We start from the raw sequence: 15,698 nt of genomic DNA on the forward strand, positions 1-15,698 counted from the left end.
AGACGTATTCGATGCAACGGTTTGAGGCAGGGGCAGTCATCGATGGTTTCGAGCTGGTCGAAAAGCTGCCCTCCGGCGGCATGGCCTCGCTCTGGCGGGCGACCAACCCCCGCTACGATTTCCCGCTTGTGCTGAAGATCCCGTTTCTCGACCCGGGCGGGGATGTTTCCGTCATCCTCGGTTTCGAGGCGGAGGAGCTGATCCTGAAACGCCTGTCGGGACCGCATGTGCCGCGTTTTGCGTCATCCGGCAGCTTGGCGCAGGTTCCCTATATTGCCATGGAGTTCGTGGCCGGCACCGGCCTGGCGGATCTCGTAGGCAACACGCCGCTGCCCGTGGACGAGGTGGCAAGGATCGGCACCGATATCGCAACGGCACTCGCCGCCCTGCACCGGCAGAAGGTCGTCCATCTCGATCTCAAGCCCGAGAATATCATTCTCGCCAAGCGCGGCGCGGTGCTCCTCGACTTCGGGCTTGCCCGGCATGCAGAGCTTCCCGATCTTCTCGGCGCGGAAAGCTCGGTGCCGATGGGTACCGCCGCCTATATTTCGCCGGAACAGGTGCTCGGAGAGCGATCCGATTCTGCAAGTGACCTGTTTGCACTGGGTTGCATCCTCTATCAACTGGCTACGGGGCAGGAGCCGTTCGGGCGGCCGGCGACTTTCGCGGGGATGAAGCGCAGGCTCTATCATTCCCCCAGGCCGCCGCGCGATATCAACGACGCCATTCCGCGGTGGTTTGAAGCCATCATTCTGCGATGCATGGAGGTGGACAGGTCTCGACGATATGTCGAGGCGGCGCACGTTCTGTCCGACCTGAGGAACCCCGACCAGGTGGTGGTTGTCGGCCGTAAGCCCCAGGACGAAGGGGTGTGGGCCGCGATCAAGAAGCTGTTTCGCAAGACGGATGACAGATCGCTTGTCGGCAAGCCGACCTTGGCGAGGACGCAGGCCGGACCGTCAATTGTTCTTGCCGCGGTCGATCTGGCCAATGGCAGCGATGCGCTGGCAGGCGAGGTTCTCAGCGAAACCGCCCGCGTGCTTGCCTCGCGCGAAGATTCCTGGCTGGCCTGCGTGACGGTCCTGAAGACCGAAATCATCGGCGAGACGCCGGCGACCGACGAAACAGGGCGCTCGGTCTACTTGAAGCGGCTCGTCGCGCTCAAGGATTGGGCCCATCCACTGCATCTGCCGGAAGACCGCATCAGCTATCATGTGCTTGAAGCGGTCAGCCCCGCCGATGCGATCCTCAACTATGCCGAGCACAATGACGTCGGGCATATCGTCGTTGGAGCCCGGGCATCCTCGGCAATCCGCCGCCATCTCGGCAGCGTCTCGACCAAGGTCGTGGCACAAGCCCTTTGCTCGGTGTCAGTGGTCCGATTGAAGGCAGTCGAGGAACAAGGGCGGCGGTCGCTTTGATGCGCTTCGATCAGGATTCAGGCCTGTCTTGACAAGGATCAATGATGGCTGGGCTCATTGCCCGTCAGATGGCTGATCAATTGAGGACAAGCCATGCAGACGAATGAAACCCCTCGATACGACACTAGCGTCAACACGACCGGTTGCTGCCCGAAGTTCAATCCCGAGGGCTGGGACGGTCAGGAACTGCATTTCAAAGGCAAGCGGTTTGTCAAAGCGAAAACCCACAGCATCATGCATATCCCGATGAACATGGGCAGCGTGTTCGCGCGCGTCAACAAGCACATGGAAGGCGCCGGCGCTTCCGACCCGGATCAGTTCATCGTTCTCAGCAAGGATGTCTCTCCCTGGAGTAGCGAGCATCTTTTTTCTGTGACCAGGCCTGTTCCGGGCGAGGAGATGACCACGCTGAGCGGCGACTTCCTGACGAAATTGTTCGAGGGCCCATACAGCCAGGCACGGAAGTGGCACGAGCAGATGCAACTGATTGCGCGCGATCGAGAATCAGAGACGGGCGATGTGTATTTCTTCTACACGACATGTCCCAAGTGCGCCAAAGCGTACGGCAAGAACTATGTCGTGGGCGTAGCGGCTGTTTCCTGAGGCCTCCGAAGCTCGATCGGTGAGAGCGGAGCGCTGGCTTCGAACCAGGTACCGCATGCCCCTCTGACAATGTTGACGGCGTCATCCAGCTTGCCGATCGCGGCTGGCCTGCCGGTCGCTGCGACAACTTCACCACCGTCGAAACCACGATGCCGAACTGTCTCGCGGCCGACCGGCGGCTCTGCTCTAGATTGCCCGGCATCCACGGAAGCTCAAGAAGCTCAAAGCGGCGTCAATATTGTGTCGCGCCGTATATGTCCGGTGGCTGTGCTGCATAGTAATTAGCAGCCTCTTCGATTTCCTCGCGGGTCATCGCTCGCGCGATGTTTCGCATCTGCTGACTGATATCGTTTCGACGTACGCTGTTGGCGAATGCCTGCAACTGCGCCTTCATGTATGCCGCCGACTGGCCCTCAAGCCATGGGCTGCCCGCCTTGTTATCCAGGCTGCCGTGGCAGGAACCGCACGGTGCAATGCCCCGCAAAGGCGCACCGTTTATCACTACACGAGGCGCTGGCAGATTTTCGACCGGGTGATAGGCCGGCAACCGAGGCAAGTAGCGATAGTAGGCCGCTAGGTCTACCATGTCCTGTTCGCTCAGATGGATGGCAAATGGAGTCATAACGGCATTGGTCCGTGCGCCTGATTTGAAGTCCTTCAGCTGCTTGTAGATTGCAGCTGGATACTGGCCGGCCAAATTGGGCGAGTCTGCCCGACTAACGCCTGTCGGACCGTGACAGATTGCGCACTGCTGAGCGAGTGTAGCACCACGCCCGATGGATTCGCTCGTCGGACGGTTCAGCATTGACGATGTCATGACGACTTCCGAGGTTTTGAAGCCCGGCGGCACCACAGCAGCGCTCGACCGCTGCTGTGGGATGCCTGCAGCACTGCATATCGCATCCCATAATCCGGTCAGCTTGAGATCCGGCTGTGCGTAGGGAAGCAGTATGAACCCGCCGAGTGCTGTGGCGACCACCAGCGCGGCCGCGATTCCGAAACTGGCTTTGAACCAGGAATTTTTCGTTGAGAACAGGCGCTCGGTTGGCATCACTGTGCTCCGATGTAGACCGCCGGAACCGACGTACCTTGGCGCAACACCAGTTGCGCGATCGGGAATCCGTAGTTGGTGATAGTGAGCCCGATCATCAGCGCAATCCAGAGGCCATAGCTGTTCAGGGCCAAGGGCACCGAGATTGGCGGATGGATGGCCGTGCTGAATCGGTAGTCTCCAGCTTCTGTTCTTGCCGCCCGCTGCCCTCGTATGAGCACGAGGATGAAGAGTGCTCCGGAAACCAGTAGAATGAATCCGCCGAAGGTCGACAACGTCACCGACAGTGCCTCCGAAGCCAGTGCCGGGTCCGTGTAGTCGAAATAGGCCATGCGGCGCGGCATGCCGAGGATGCCGACATAGTGCCAGGGAAAGGTGGTCACGATCATGCCGATGAACCACAGCCAGAGCTGCCAGCGCATGAGGCGGAAGCTATCAAGCGCGCGGCCGGTCAGGTGCGGCCACAGGTCATAAGCGATTGCAAAATACATTATGACGATCGCACCGCCGAAGATCAGGTGGAAATGGCCGGTGATCCATTGCGTGTTGTGAATGGAGGCATCGAGTTGGTAGCTCATGTTGATGAGCCCTCCGGCGCCGCCAAACCCGAGCAGGATGAAGGAGAACGCCGCGGCAAGCATGATCGGGTTGTCCCACGGCAGTGCCGCTATCCAGCCAAAGGGACCTCGGCCGCCGCGAAGGCGACCAGCGATCTCGACGGACGCGCAGATGGTGAAGACGGTGAGAAGGGTAGGCAAGGCGACAAGCGCCGTGAATGCCGAATGGATGAACTTGAAGCCAGCACCAACTTGCGGGTCGCCGAAGGTGTGGTGCATGCCGATGGGCATGGCAACCACCAGGAATAGGATGAAAGAGAGCCTGCCCATCGTGTCGCTGTAGAGCTTGCCGCCAATGGCTCGGGGTACGATGGTGTAGTAAGCGATGTAGGTTGGCATCAGCCAGAAATAGACAATCGCATGCAGGGTCCAGGAGAAGAAGATACGGGAAAGCCCCGCGTCGATGGTGGATTTGAACCCAAGCGCAACCGGCAATATTTGCAACAGCAGCTCAAGAGCCGCGCCTACCGCGGTCCAGGCCCAGAGATAGGCTCCTGCAACATTGGCGAACATAGCCAGAGGAACCGGGGTGCCGGGGTTGTTCCGCTTCCAGACGCGCAGGTTGATCGACATCAGCGCGACCCAGATCCAGGATCCGACAACAACCAGAACCACGCCAATATAGTAGAACGGGCTTCCGATCAGCGGCGGATAGAAAGTGTAGAGAACTGATGCAAGGCCGAGCGATACCGGCACCATCGCCGTAACCGAACCAATCACGATCAGCCAGAAGCCGGCCCACGCCCAACGCCGGCCAATGAGCGGTTGCTTGAGTGCGCTCTCGGAGATCGCGTAGCCAAAGCCCATGGCAACGAGTGTCGGGAAAACGTAGCCCATTACGGTCCCGTGAGCCGTAAGCGACCGGTAGTACCATTCCGGATTGGTAATCCAGGTATGCAGTGGGCTTCGGATGAACATCTGCCAGGCGCCCAACAGCAGCGCAAGGCCGAAGACGGCGAAAGCAAGCCAGAAGTGAGCAAGTATCAGGCGCCTGCTACTTAACACAGCTTATTCTCCCTTGCTGGGATGCCATCGCCGCGAAGGTGGCCTTGTCGATGACCTTGACCTTGCCCCACATGCCTTCGTGGCCAAAGCTGCAATATTCCTGGCACGGCATGAGGTATTCGCCAGGCGTGTGAAAGCGCGCGCTCTGCACCGATATGTAACCGGGGACCAGCATGGTGTTGACGTTGGTTCCTTGGATAAGCAGCCCGTGAATGACATCAGCGCTGGTGGCGCGAAAAGTGATTGTGGTGTCGGCGGGAATGAGAATGCATTGCGGCGTGAACGAGTACTGTTGCCCGATGGCGCGAACCGTCACCGACCCATCAGGCTCCAGAGCGCTACCGAGATTGGATTCGACAAACTCGCCTGTCAGATGCAGCGTGCTCGGGTCGGCCGTCTCGACTCGAGCTTGAGGCATGGTGGCCTGGTGAATGCCCGCGAACGCGGCCATGCCGGCAAGGAATACGACGATCAAGACCGCGATCGTTGCCCAGTTTCGCTCGGCACGGGCGGCCGCCGCGGCGTGGTCGATCTGATGCTCGCTCATCGCAATTTCCGGTCAATTACGGGGATGCATGGGGAAGGAACACGAACAGATAGAATGCCAACCAAAGGGCAACGACGATCGTCGTTGCGATCCCGGCCACGAGAAATGCGCCGCCTGGTCCGGAGCGCAGCACACGATCAAGAGCTTCCCCTTCGGTTTCGGCGGGATTTTCGGGCAGCTGATCAGAGTCGATCATATTTCCCTCAATTCAGCGGTGCGGAACGCAGTTCGTTCGCCTCGGAGGCACCGATTGCCGTGCCTCGATTTCCCCATGACGTTCGGATGTAGGTGACGACGGCTGCAACCTCGTTGTCCGATAGCACTCCGGCAAACGGTGGCATGCCATAGGGCATGGGATTGCCTGCCGTGCCGGGAGGATAACCTCCATTGAGGACCATGCGGATCGCGTTCACCGCGGATTCCATCTGGATGGACTGGTTGCCGGCCAGCGGCGGGTAATGGGGTGGCGCACCCTGGCCTTGCGAGCCATGGCAACCTGCGCATCGGGTGTCGTATACTGTCTTGCCGAGGCTCATCAGAAGACTGCCCTCGGTGGGCGGCACTGAAGTCCGGGGCGGCTCGGGTGCGCTGTCCTGGGCAATGCCCTTCAGGTAGACCGCCATGGCGCGCGTGTCATCGTCGCTCAGATATTGCAGGCTGTTGTAGACGACTTCGGCCATCGGACCGTAGACGGCGCCCCGGCTGGAAACACCTGTGCGCAACAGGTCGGAAATTTCCTTGATGCTCCAGTCGCCTAGCCCGGCTTCCCTGTTCGATGTGAGAGAGGGCGCATACCAGTTCTGCATCGGGATCAAGCCGCCCTTGAACTGCTCGGATTCCGGGCTCCCGCCAAGGGCATTGATCGGGCTGTGGCACATGCCGCAATGGCCCAGCCCCTCGACCAGATAGGCGCCACGGTTCCATTCCTCGGATTTGCTCGCGTCCGGTTGGAACTCGCCTTCGGTGAAATATAGGGTTCGCCAGCCCAGGATCAGAGATCGATTGTTATAGGGGAAGCTCAGATCATGAGGTCGGTTCTGCTGCCGCACTGGCTCGATGGATTTGAGGTAGGCGTAGATGGCGTCGCTGTCCTGGCGCGTGACCTTGGTGTAGGAAGCAAACGGCATGGCTGGGTAAAGCAACCCGCCGTCAGGGAACCGACCTGTGTGCATCATTCGGTAGAACTCGTCAGTGGTCCACTTGCCAATGCCCGTCTCGAGGTCCGGGGTTATGTTGGATGTGTACAAGGTGCCGAATGGAGTGGGCATGGCCCGCCCTCCGGCAAACAGTCGGCCCTCAGGAGCCGTGTGGCAGGCGATGCAATCTCCCGCCCGGGCAAGATATTCGCCCTTCAAAATGGTCGGCGAACCTACTGTTGGCGCCTGTTCCTGCGCGGACGCGCTAGTCTGACTAAGCTGGAAGAATCCGACTCCCGAAACGCAAGTTATCGAGAAAAGACCGATAAGGATTTTGACGTTAAGCATTGTCACCTCCTCAATTCGGCTGGCTTCCGCAATCAAAAGGCAGCGTGGAAGTGCCCTGTGGGGCGGGTGACGAGTTCGCCGGCGCGGGTAGCGTCGAAAGCCAGGCCGCTACAGCTTTCACGTCCGCTTCGGTTAGATGGCCGGCTACGATCTGCATGCAGTCCGGAGCAGGAGCCGTGCGGGTGCCATAACGCCAACCGCCGAGCTGTGCGCTCACATAAGCCGGCCGCAAACCAAGCAGGCCAGGTATGGCCGGTTCCATTCCGGTGAGAGACGGCCCGTGGCAACTCGCGCAGGCTGGTATCGAACGCGCCGAATCTCCATGCGCGACCAATTCCTTGCCATGCATCAAAATTTCCTGAGAGACTTCTGGAGTTGCGGGGACGGGAAGCGGCGGGCTTTGTTGGGCAAAATATTCGGCGATGGCCTTCAGATACTGCTCAGGCAGAAACTCCAGCAGGTAGTTCATCGGAGGATAATGCCGGCGCCCGTTCCGAAATGCGCGCAACTGGTTGTAGAGATACCCTGCGGGCTTGCCGGCCAGCCGGGGAAAATAGACGTCGCTGGTACCTTTGCCTTTGTCGCCATGGCAGATCGTACACGCCTGCACGCGAGCTTCCATGGTGTCGGGAGCCTGTAGCGGGTGCTCCTGCGTTAACGCAGGAACGACCATCCCCAGCACGATGACTGTGGATAGCATCGTTCCAGCGCGCGTGAGCACTTCTGCAATCTCCTCCGGTGCTGAGTTGGTTTTAGGGGACCCCCGTGACGCTTACAACTCATTACTTGGAGGAATGTTCCCTCCGTTCAAAAGACGCCAGATCACCTGCCGCTGATTGGCTAAGCTGCAAGCATGCCCCCCCGCAGCCGAACTGAGCTAAATACTGCCGCCTGACAAGAAGCTGTACGCCTCGAAAGCCGTTGTCAGGCTTAACATGGCAGATTGCGATGGCCGTGAATCCTTGGTGGCTATCTCGGTTGATGTGTCGCACAGCAACCACGCGAATTCACGACCGATTCAACCGGGAGGCAATTGAAGCAGCGCGGGTCGCGGTGACTGCCGGGCGGTACAAAGACTCAATGCATCAGACCGAAGCGCTGACTTCGAACCAGGTACCGCGTTCCCCTCTGACAATTTTGACGGCGTCATCCAGCTTGCCGATCGCGGCTGGCCTGCCGGTCGCTGCGACGAATTCGACAGCGGCACTGACCTTCGGTCCCATGGAGCCGGCTGGAAAATTCCGCCCCGATATCTCCTTGGGGGTCACGTGCCGAAGGGCATGAGCGGCTGCTGTCCCATAGTGGACATAGACGGCATCGACATCGGTCAGCATCAACAGCATGTCGGCCTTCAACTGGCGGGCAAGAAGCGAGCTTGCCAGATCCTTGTCGATAACCGCTTCCACGCCGCAAAGACTGCCGTCATCCTGGGCTATCACCGGGACCCCGCCGCCGCCGGTGCAGATGACGATCACGCCGCGCTCGACCAGAAACGAGATCACCGATGCTTCCAGGATTACCAGCGGCTTGGGCGAAGGCACGACGCGGCGCCATTTGTCGCCATCGGGCGCGATCTGCCAGCCGCGTTCGGTGGCAAGCTTGCGTGCGGTTACTTCATCGTAGACCGGGCCGATCGGCTTTGTGGGGTGAGCGAAGGCCGGATCGTGCGGGTCCACCGTCACCTGCGTCAGCAGGGTTGCGAACAGCCTCTGCTTGAGGAGGTTGCCGAGCTCCTGCTCGATCACATATCCGATCATGCCGGCGCTCTCGGCCCCGAGCACGTCGAGTGGGAACGCCCCGTCGCCCGGGCTGGCGGCGGCCTGGAGTGCGAGCAGGCCCACCTGCGGGCCGTTGCCGTGCGTGACTACAACCGAGTGTCCATCGCCGATGAGTTCCGCGAGCACGGATGCGGCGCGTTTGATGTTGGCGCGCTGGTTCTCCGCCGTCATCGGTTCACCACGGCGCAGCAGTGCGTTTCCGCCCAACGCGACGACGATAAGCATCTCAGTTGCCGATCGTGGCGACGAGCAGGGCCTTGATCGTGTGCATCCGGTTTTCGGCCTGGTCGAAGACGATCGACGCAGCCGACTCGAACACCGCGTCCGTGACCTCCATGCAGTCGATGCCGTATTCCTTCGCGATGAACGCGCCGATCTCGGTATCGGTGTCGTGGAATGCGGGCAGGCAATGCATGAATTTGACGTGGGGGTTGCCGGCGGCAGCCATCACATCGCCGGTGACACGATAGGGCGTCAAAAGGCGAATGCGCTCGGCCCAGCCCGATTTGTCCTCGCCCATCGACATCCAGACGTCGGTGTAGATGAAATCAGCGTCCTGGACACAGCCCTTCACGTCTTCGTCGAGGCGGAACCGGCCGCCGCTGCGTCCCGCCAGGTCTCTGACATGGGCGCAGAATTCTTCGTCCGGCCAGAGTTCTCTTGGCGAGGCGATGCGCATGTCGATGCCCACCTTGGCTGCTCCCAGTGCCAGAGATAGCGCGACATTATCCCGGCCCTCACCGACGAAGGCGACAGTCATGTCCGAAAGATGCTTGTGCGTGAATTCACGCATGGTCATCAAGTCGGCGAGGATCTGCGTCGGATGCGCCTCGTCGGTAAGACCGTTGTAGACGGGTACGCCGGCATGCGCGGCAAGCAGTTCGGCCTGGTGTTGGCCAAAGCCGCGATACTCGATCGCATCATACATGCGGCCGAGCACGCGGGCTGTGTCCTTCATGGATTCCTTGTGGCCGATATGGCTGCCGGTGGGACCGAAATAAGTGACGTGGGCGCCCTGGTCATACGCCGCCACCTCGAACCCGGTCCGGGTGCGGGTCGAATCCTTCTCGAAGATCAGAGCGATGTTCTTTCTGACAAGACGCGGTATCTCGTGACCGGCGAGCTTGGCCGCTTTGAGATCAGCGGCCAGCTTGAGAAGAAAGCGGATCTCGTCGGCCGTGAGATTGTCCAGGGTCAGGACGGAGCGGCCATGAAGATTGATCGACATCGGGATTTCCTTTCGGATCAAATCGGGTCGCGGGCAATCGGACAGGTCATGCAGTGCCCGCCGCCGCGCCCGCGACTAAGCTCGGCGCCTTCGACCGTAATCACTTCGATGCCTGCCCTGCGCAGAAGCGTGTTGGTGTAGACATTGCGGTCATAGCCGATGACCACGCCGGGCTCGACAGCAACGACGTTGTTGCCGTCGTCCCATTGCTCGCGCTCGGCCTCGTAGCGGTCGCCGCCAGTGGCGATGATCCGCAGTGACTTCAGCCCGAGGGCTTCGGCAACCACCGCCGTGAACGGCTCTGTTTCCTCCGTCACCTCGACCGACGCCTCTCCGTCGCCTGGCCGCAGTGAGAAGGTGCGCAGCCGATCGACCACTGGCGGGTACATGGTCACCAAATCGCGGTCGCAGAAGGTAAAGACGGTGTCGAGATGCATGAAACTGCGATCCCGCGGCATCAGCGCCGCAATCACGCGCGTCGCCTCGCCGGCCGCGAACAGGCTGCGCGCAAGGTCGCCCACGGCTTGCGGCGTCGTGCGCTCACCCATGCCGACGAGAACTGTTCCACCACCGATCGGCATGACATCGCCGCCCTCCAGACTGGTGCCTGTTCCCAAATCCGGCGAAACAAAGGGAATACCGCTGTCGCGAAAGCGGGGATGGAAACGGTAGACGGCGTCGACATTGGCCGCTTCCGGGCGTCTGGCGGGCCAGTACATGGAATTAACGGAGACCGAGCCGTAAATCCAGCAGGAGCTGTCGCGGGTGAAGAGCTGGTTCGGCAGCGGCGGCAGCACGAAATCCTGGGGGGCGAGCGTCCTTCCGGTCAGGCCTTTGGGCTCGAAAGGAAGCTCCGCCCGGGCAATGCCGCCGACCAGGTAAGACGCCAGCTGCTCCGACGACATCTCGTTGAGCCATCCCCGCATCTCGTCGACCATGTCCAGTCCGACGACGCCGGGATGAACCCGGCGGTCGAGAAGCCAGTCGCGGGCCTTGGTCAGGCTCATTGTCTCAGTCAGGAGCTCCCCGAAGGAATGCACCAGCACGCCGCGTTCGCGCAAAGCGTCGACGAAGACGTCGTGCTCCTGGCGGGCCCGCTTGACCCACAGCACGTCGTCGAAGAGCAGCGCCTTGCAGTTCTCCGGTGTCAGCCTGCGCAGGCTAAGGTCAGGACGATGGACCATCACCTCGCGCAGGCGGCCGACTTCGGAGTGAACACCCAAGCTTGTCATCGTGCCGATCCTTTCACAGCGGGCTGACGGCGCCGGTCCACATCTCGTAGACGGCGAGGATGGCGACAGCGATGAGGGTTCCGGCGAGGGCCGCTTCGGCAGGATGGAACACGCGCTGATTGGTTTCGCGGCGCGCCCAGATGTAGAAGATGATGCCGGGCGCATAGAGGATCGCGCACATGAACAGATATGCGGGTCCCGCCGCGTAGACGAGCCACAGCCCGTAGACCGTTGCCAGCAACCCGGCAAAAAGCGGACCGACGCGCTGCTCGCCGCTCTCGTAGCTCTCTCCGGTCAGCGCGAGCTTGGCAGCGTAGGCTCCGGAAAAGATGTAAGGCACCAGGATCGCGGCCGACGCGATGTAGAACAGCGCCTGGTAGGTGCTTTGCGCGAAGAGCGTGATCACCAGGAAAGCCTGGACGAGCAGGTTGGTGATCAGAAGCGAGATCGAGGGCACGCCGCGGTCGCTTTCGCGGCCGAAGAATTTCGGCATTGTTCCATCCTTGGCGGCGACATGCGGAATTTCGGCCGCAAGCAGCGTCCAGCTGAGGAAGGCGCCGATCACGGACACGACAAGCGCGATGTTGATCAGGATGGCGCCCCAGGGACCGACAACCGCTTCCAGCACCCCCGCCATGGAGGGGTTCTTCAGCGCGGCGAGCTCAGGCTGGCTGAGGATGCCAAGCGACAGCAGCGACACCAGGGCGTAGAGCGCGAGACAGGTGAAGAAGCCGAGCACGGTCGCCGTGGCGATGTCCTTGCGGCGCTCGGCACGGCCGGAAAAGACGCTTGCGCCTTCGATGCCAATGAATACCCAAAGCGTCACCAACATAGTGCTCTTCACCTGTGCGGTGATCGAGCCGAGACTGGCGTTGCCGAGCCCGGTGAAGTCGAGGGACCAGACTTGCAGTTTGAAGGCAACCGCGACAACCCCGACGAACAGGACGATCGGAGCGATCTTTGCCACCGTGACGATGAGGTTCACGACGGCGGCCTGCCGGATGCCGGCGAGAACCAGGATATGGATCAGCCACAGCAGGATCGATGCGCCGAGCACCGCCTGCCAGGTGTTTCCATCACCGAACGCCGGAATGAAATAGGACAGGGCGCTGAACACGATCACCGCGTAGGAGACGTTGCCAACCCAGGCACTGATCCAGTAGCCCCAGGCGCTGTTGAAGCCGATGAAGGGACCGAAGCCGGCCTTGGCGTAAGCGTATGGCCCGGCGTCCAGCTCGGGCTTGCGGGTTGCAAGCGATTGATAGACGAAGACCAGCGCCAGCATGCCGACCGCAGTGATCGCCCAACCGATCAGGATTGCGAGGGGACCAGCCCCAGCCGCCATGTTCTGCGGCAGGCTGAACACGCCGGAGCCGACCATCGAACCGATCACCAATGCGGTCAGGGAACCCAGTCGAAGTTTTGTTGGCGCCGCGGTCGCGACCTTCGGAACAGGGATGTTGAAATCAGCCGTAGTCATGATGCTCTCCCAAAAATTGAAGGCTCTGATGGGAGGCAATGAACAGGAAAAGAGGGCAGGCAGCTTTGATGCTGGTCAAATCCATTCATGGAGCAGCGAATGGTGGGCCCGAACCCAATCACTCCGAAGGACCGAGTTCGAGCCTTTGCGATCGTTCAGTTGCGCGCGTCGGATGACGCGATCTGGCCCGGACCAGCCATTGCGGCCGAGACGCGTTTGCCGGCTACTTGCGTTGATGTGGGTCAATGCCAGGCGACTACGGTCCTACTATCGTCACGGTCAGCAATGAGTTTGGAGACAACCGATGGACGAAGAGGTCAGAAACAAGATCTTGACGCTGTTGGATCAGCACCGGATCATGACAATTGCAACGCTGAGGCAGGACGGCTGGCCACAGGCAACGACCGTCGGCTACGTAAACGAAGGCCTTACCCTCTACTTCCTCTGCGGTCTGGATAGCCAGAAGGCGGCGAATCTGGCGCGAGATAATCGCGTGTCCTTGACCATCGATCACGACACGCCTCAGGTGATGGAAATCACCGGACTTTCCATGGCGGCGCGCACGCAGCCGGTGGCGGACCGGGCTGAAGCAGAAAAGGTCCTGCGGATGCTGCCGCTGAAGTATTCGGAGCAAGTCTCGCTCCCAGGCCCGATGCCGACTCCGGAGCAGGTCCGCATATTCCGCGTGATGCCTACAGTCATCTCCGTGCTCGACTACTCCAAGGGGTTTGGCCACACCGATCTCGTCATCTGCTGAGCGCGCTCCTTGCCAAGACAAGCTTTGGGTCATGCGGGAGCGAGGCCGCCAAATCGCCCGCAAGGTTTGTGCATTCAGATCTGGCGGCTAGCCCGCCAGCGGCGCAACGTGATCGTTCCGGCAGATGAGCCGAACGGCAATATTCACCTAAAGCGCTCGCTGGCCGAGCTTGCTCATCTGGCTGATCCACTTTTCGCGGGTCGCATCGCTGGCGGCGGCGACCATGCCGAACAAGGTCTCGCGCACCGGACTGATGCCGACAAAATGCAGGATGTTTCGCCGCATGCCGGCGATGCCGTGTCCGAGGAACCATAGGCGGTAGAGAACTGAGGGCATGCCCATCGTCACCACAACGCGCGCAGAGCGGCCGCGAAGCAGTGTCTTGGTGAAGCCGCCGCCCTTGTCCGGGTAGGCGAAAGCCGTCCCCGGCCGCATCACCTGTTCCAGAAATGCCTTGAGCAGAGCCGGCATGGTTCCGAGCCACAGCGGGAAGACAAAGACGATGTGCTCCGCCCAGACGATCGCTTCGGCTGCATCCTTCAACTCGTCGGGAATCCCACCGTGTTCGAACTCCTGCATTGTCCGCAGTATCGGAAAATCAAGCGCTGCCAGATCGACCCGGCGGACGGCGTGCCCCGCCTTTTCCGCGCCTTCACCATAGGCGTTGGCAAGACTGCGCCCGAGCCGGTCCGATGACGGGTCGGGATGACCGACCACGATGAGGATGCGTCGCGACATGGTCTGCTCCCAGTGAGCGTGGCGTTGCCGTGTCAGGGGCGCTCCACCCTTGCCACCTGATAGGTGTGCATGGCGCCGTTGCGTTCGATCGACACATACTCGCCGGTCACGAACCGTTCGTCGCCAAGATGAAAGCCGATCTCGTCGTCGCGATCGCCTTCGGCATAGTCGAAATACCACTGTCCGCCAGGCTTGCGCCTCAGCTGGCCGATCAGGTCTTCCTCGCCGGTGCGAAAGCGGCGAACACGGCAAGAGGCCCTGTGCGATTTCCACTCTTCCGCATCGATCCGGCCTTCGCCGGTCAACGGAGCGAGCACATCGTAGCCCTCTTCGCGATCACCTTCCGGATGGCCTTTTTCGCGGGCGAGCAGCAATCGGACATGGCGAAATTTTGGGGTGAGGTCCTTCAAATTGGTCATGGCGAACTCCTTTTGAGGAGTTCCATAGAGCCGTAGCTGGGCCTGCCCTTTGATCCGCATCAAAGTGGCTCAAGAACCGCGCCTTTATCCCGGACCAAGCAACAACATGGCGCCGTAGCCGGCGGTCGCAGCGGCCAGGGTTGCGCCGGCCAGCGGCAACCAGAACCTGATCGGACCGGCAAATACCGCCAGTGACAGGCGGCCGATCGCATTTGCCGCCAATGCCGCCAGCACCGCCTGACCGATAGTCTCGACAGGGACCGAATGCTTGACCAGCCGCAAGGCACTGAGCACCGAGACGTCGACATCGAACGTGCCCGCCAGCGCCGAGGTCGCCAGCAAGCCACGGCCGCCGAATTGAGCTGCCAACGCAGCGCTCGCGGTCGCGACAATTGCGAAGAGCAGGGCGAACAGCAGCAGTGGACCCAGTTCGAATGGGTTGCGTGCCAGCCCACCACTTTGAGGATTCCCACGATCGCGGACCAATAGGAGCGCCCCGCAGGCAGCGAGAATGAGCGCAGCAGCAATCGCCGGGATGCCGACCGATGCGAATACGCTTGGCTCGACAATCAGAACCACGGCACAAACGCGCAGCACCGAAACCATCGCCGCCAGCGAAGCCGCCCCGGCAAGCGGCAAAGGGTTGCTCGCCGATATGGCATTGCGGGCGAGCGCCAAGGTCACGGCGGTAGACGAGACGACCGCACCGGCGAGCGAACTGACGAGCAGGCCACGCGTGGTTCCCAGCACGCGGACGGCGACATAGCCGGCGAAGGATATCGAGGCCATGAGCACCGTCAGAAACCAGACCTCCCACGGATTGAAACCGCCCCACGGGTCCAAAGTTCGGTTCGGCAGCAAAGGCAGCACGATCGCCGTCATCACCGCCAGGATCAGCGCGGAACGAAGTTCGACCCAGGTCAGTCGCTTCAAAAGGCCGTGCAGGACCTCGCGGCTGGCCAGGATTGCCGCCAATGCCGCCCCACCGGCAGCAGCCGCTCGATAATCACCGGCGACGGAAAGCGCACCAAGCGCGAAAACGCCGAGGCCAGCGATCACGCCGGTAACGCTGAAATCCTCGTCATGGGCAGCCTCGCGCGCCTTGTACCAGGCGAAGACAGCGGCAAAAGCGATGAATCCGCCGACCAGCACCGATACCGCATCGAGCGCTTCGGCGAGTGCGGCCAGAATGCCGCCGAGCAGGCCGGATATGCCGAACGTGCGAATGCCAGCCGTGCGGCTGCGATCGGGCGCATCTCGCTCTTGCCAGCCACGCTCCAAACCGACGAGCAGGCCAATTGCCAGGGCCAGTCCGAGCCGGGCGATAAGCGGATCCAT

The 15,698-nt window shown here is 61.2% G+C and carries 16 protein-coding genes; 3 read left to right on the plus strand and 13 right to left on the minus strand.

Translation table 11 applies throughout. The features are described from left to right. The first annotated feature begins 11 nt into the window (after positions 1-11). A complete protein-coding gene (locus ACZ89F_RS35830) occupies positions 12-1,421 on the plus strand; it encodes a protein kinase domain-containing protein (protein ID WP_476096955.1) in 1,410 nt (469 codons plus the stop codon). Between the two features lie 93 nt (positions 1,422-1,514). Next, positions 1,515-2,024: a hydrolase gene (locus tag ACZ89F_RS35835; RefSeq protein ID WP_476096956.1), complete on the plus strand. Its 510-nt coding sequence runs from the start codon at positions 1,515-1,517 to the stop codon at positions 2,022-2,024. 232 nt (positions 2,025-2,256) lie between these two features. On the opposite strand, the gene ACZ89F_RS35840 is transcribed toward ACZ89F_RS35835, so the two are convergent. The 10 genes from ACZ89F_RS35840 to arcD all read right to left on the minus strand — a co-directional run bounded on the left by ACZ89F_RS35840 (position 2,257) and on the right by arcD (position 12,446). Further along, entirely contained in the window at positions 2,257-3,075 is an 819-nt protein-coding gene (locus tag ACZ89F_RS35840) for a c-type cytochrome (protein WP_476096958.1), read from the minus strand. Next, positions 3,075-4,697 carry a b(o/a)3-type cytochrome-c oxidase subunit 1 gene (locus tag ACZ89F_RS35845; RefSeq protein ID WP_476096960.1) on the minus strand — a complete coding sequence of 541 codons (1,623 nt, stop codon included), beginning with the start codon at positions 4,695-4,697 and terminating at the stop codon, positions 3,075-3,077. The genes ACZ89F_RS35840 and ACZ89F_RS35845 overlap by 1 nt, the downstream gene beginning before the upstream one ends. Then, positions 4,687-5,244 carry a cupredoxin domain-containing protein gene (locus ACZ89F_RS35850; RefSeq protein ID WP_476096962.1) on the minus strand — a complete coding sequence of 186 codons (558 nt, stop codon included), beginning with the start codon at positions 5,242-5,244 and terminating at the stop codon, positions 4,687-4,689. The genes ACZ89F_RS35845 and ACZ89F_RS35850 overlap by 11 nt, the downstream gene beginning before the upstream one ends. Before the next feature lie 16 nt (positions 5,245-5,260). Next, the gene (locus tag ACZ89F_RS35855; protein ID WP_476096964.1) at positions 5,261-5,440 is read right to left on the minus strand and encodes a hypothetical protein; all 180 of its coding nucleotides are present in this window, start codon (positions 5,438-5,440) and stop codon (positions 5,261-5,263) included. Between the two features lie 7 nt (positions 5,441-5,447). After that, on the minus strand, positions 5,448-6,728 hold the full coding sequence (locus ACZ89F_RS35860; protein ID WP_476096966.1) for a c-type cytochrome: 1,281 nt from the start codon (positions 6,726-6,728) through the stop codon (positions 5,448-5,450). Positions 6,729-6,738: 10 nt separating this feature from the next. Continuing rightward, positions 6,739-7,401, minus strand: a complete 663-nt coding sequence (locus tag ACZ89F_RS35865; RefSeq protein ID WP_476097463.1) for a c-type cytochrome — start codon at positions 7,399-7,401, stop codon at positions 6,739-6,741. A gap of 412 nt (positions 7,402-7,813) precedes the next feature. Next, complete coding sequence (arcC, locus tag ACZ89F_RS35870; protein ID WP_476096968.1) at positions 7,814-8,731, minus strand: carbamate kinase; 918 nt, start codon at positions 8,729-8,731, stop codon at positions 7,814-7,816. 1 nt (position 8,732) lies between these two features. Next, a complete protein-coding gene (gene argF, locus ACZ89F_RS35875; protein ID WP_476096970.1) occupies positions 8,733-9,734 on the minus strand; it encodes an ornithine carbamoyltransferase in 1,002 nt (333 codons plus the stop codon). Positions 9,735-9,751: 17 nt separating this feature from the next. Further along, a complete protein-coding gene (locus tag ACZ89F_RS35880; protein WP_476096972.1) occupies positions 9,752-10,966 on the minus strand; it encodes an arginine deiminase in 1,215 nt (404 codons plus the stop codon). Positions 10,967-10,979: 13 nt separating this feature from the next. Beyond that, positions 10,980-12,446 (minus strand): arginine-ornithine antiporter, encoded by a 1,467-nt coding sequence (gene arcD / locus ACZ89F_RS35885; protein WP_476096973.1) that lies wholly within the window; start codon positions 12,444-12,446, stop codon positions 10,980-10,982. Between the two features lie 304 nt (positions 12,447-12,750). On the opposite strand from arcD, the gene ACZ89F_RS35890 reads away from it, so the two are divergent. After that, positions 12,751-13,203, plus strand: coding sequence for a pyridoxamine 5'-phosphate oxidase family protein (locus ACZ89F_RS35890; RefSeq protein ID WP_476096975.1), 453 nt, complete (start codon positions 12,751-12,753; stop codon positions 13,201-13,203). A 147-nt stretch (positions 13,204-13,350) separates the two neighbouring features. Here ACZ89F_RS35890 and ACZ89F_RS35895 read toward each other — a convergent pair whose 3' ends face one another. The 3 genes from ACZ89F_RS35895 to ACZ89F_RS35905 all read right to left on the minus strand — a co-directional run bounded on the left by ACZ89F_RS35895 (position 13,351) and on the right by ACZ89F_RS35905 (position 15,698). Further along, entirely contained in the window at positions 13,351-13,941 is a 591-nt protein-coding gene (locus ACZ89F_RS35895) for an NAD(P)H-dependent oxidoreductase (protein WP_476096976.1), read from the minus strand. A 32-nt stretch (positions 13,942-13,973) separates the two neighbouring features. After that, positions 13,974-14,360, minus strand: a complete 387-nt coding sequence (locus ACZ89F_RS35900; RefSeq protein WP_476096978.1) for a hypothetical protein — start codon at positions 14,358-14,360, stop codon at positions 13,974-13,976. An 84-nt stretch (positions 14,361-14,444) separates the two neighbouring features. Further along, positions 14,445-15,698: an MgtC/SapB family protein gene (locus ACZ89F_RS35905; RefSeq protein ID WP_476096979.1), complete on the minus strand. Its 1,254-nt coding sequence runs from the start codon at positions 15,696-15,698 to the stop codon at positions 14,445-14,447.

It is taken from the genome of Mesorhizobium sp. USDA 3734, from assembly GCF_056279665.1.

Excerpts from the sequence above, each read along its gene's own strand:
- ACZ89F_RS35840 (WP_476096958.1), bottom strand. The coding sequence starts at position 3,075 with ATGCCAACCGAGCGCCTGTTCTCAACGAAAAATTCCTGGTTCAAAGCC.
- argF (WP_476096970.1), bottom strand. The coding sequence starts at position 9,734 with ATGTCGATCAATCTTCATGGCCGCTCCGTCCTGACCCTGGACAATCTC.
- ACZ89F_RS35830 (WP_476096955.1), top strand. The coding sequence starts at position 12 with ATGCAACGGTTTGAGGCAGGGGCAGTCATCGATGGTTTCGAGCTGGTC.
- ACZ89F_RS35860 (WP_476096966.1), bottom strand. The coding sequence starts at position 6,728 with ATGCTTAACGTCAAAATCCTTATCGGTCTTTTCTCGATAACTTGCGTT.
- ACZ89F_RS35850 (WP_476096962.1), bottom strand. The coding sequence starts at position 5,244 with ATGAGCGAGCATCAGATCGACCACGCCGCGGCGGCCGCCCGTGCCGAG.
- ACZ89F_RS35835 (WP_476096956.1), top strand. The coding sequence starts at position 1,515 with ATGCAGACGAATGAAACCCCTCGATACGACACTAGCGTCAACACGACC.
- ACZ89F_RS35900 (WP_476096978.1), bottom strand. The coding sequence starts at position 14,360 with ATGACCAATTTGAAGGACCTCACCCCAAAATTTCGCCATGTCCGATTG.
- ACZ89F_RS35905 (WP_476096979.1), bottom strand. The coding sequence starts at position 15,698 with ATGGATCCGCTTATCGCCCGGCTCGGACTGGCCCTGGCAATTGGCCTG.
- arcC (WP_476096968.1), bottom strand. The coding sequence starts at position 8,731 with ATGCTTATCGTCGTCGCGTTGGGCGGAAACGCACTGCTGCGCCGTGGT.
- ACZ89F_RS35890 (WP_476096975.1), top strand. The coding sequence starts at position 12,751 with ATGGACGAAGAGGTCAGAAACAAGATCTTGACGCTGTTGGATCAGCAC.
- arcD (WP_476096973.1), bottom strand. The coding sequence starts at position 12,446 with ATGACTACGGCTGATTTCAACATCCCTGTTCCGAAGGTCGCGACCGCG.
- ACZ89F_RS35855 (WP_476096964.1), bottom strand. The coding sequence starts at position 5,440 with ATGATCGACTCTGATCAGCTGCCCGAAAATCCCGCCGAAACCGAAGGG.
- ACZ89F_RS35865 (WP_476097463.1), bottom strand. The coding sequence starts at position 7,401 with ATGGTCGTTCCTGCGTTAACGCAGGAGCACCCGCTACAGGCTCCCGAC.
- ACZ89F_RS35895 (WP_476096976.1), bottom strand. The coding sequence starts at position 13,941 with ATGTCGCGACGCATCCTCATCGTGGTCGGTCATCCCGACCCGTCATCG.
- ACZ89F_RS35880 (WP_476096972.1), bottom strand. The coding sequence starts at position 10,966 with ATGACAAGCTTGGGTGTTCACTCCGAAGTCGGCCGCCTGCGCGAGGTG.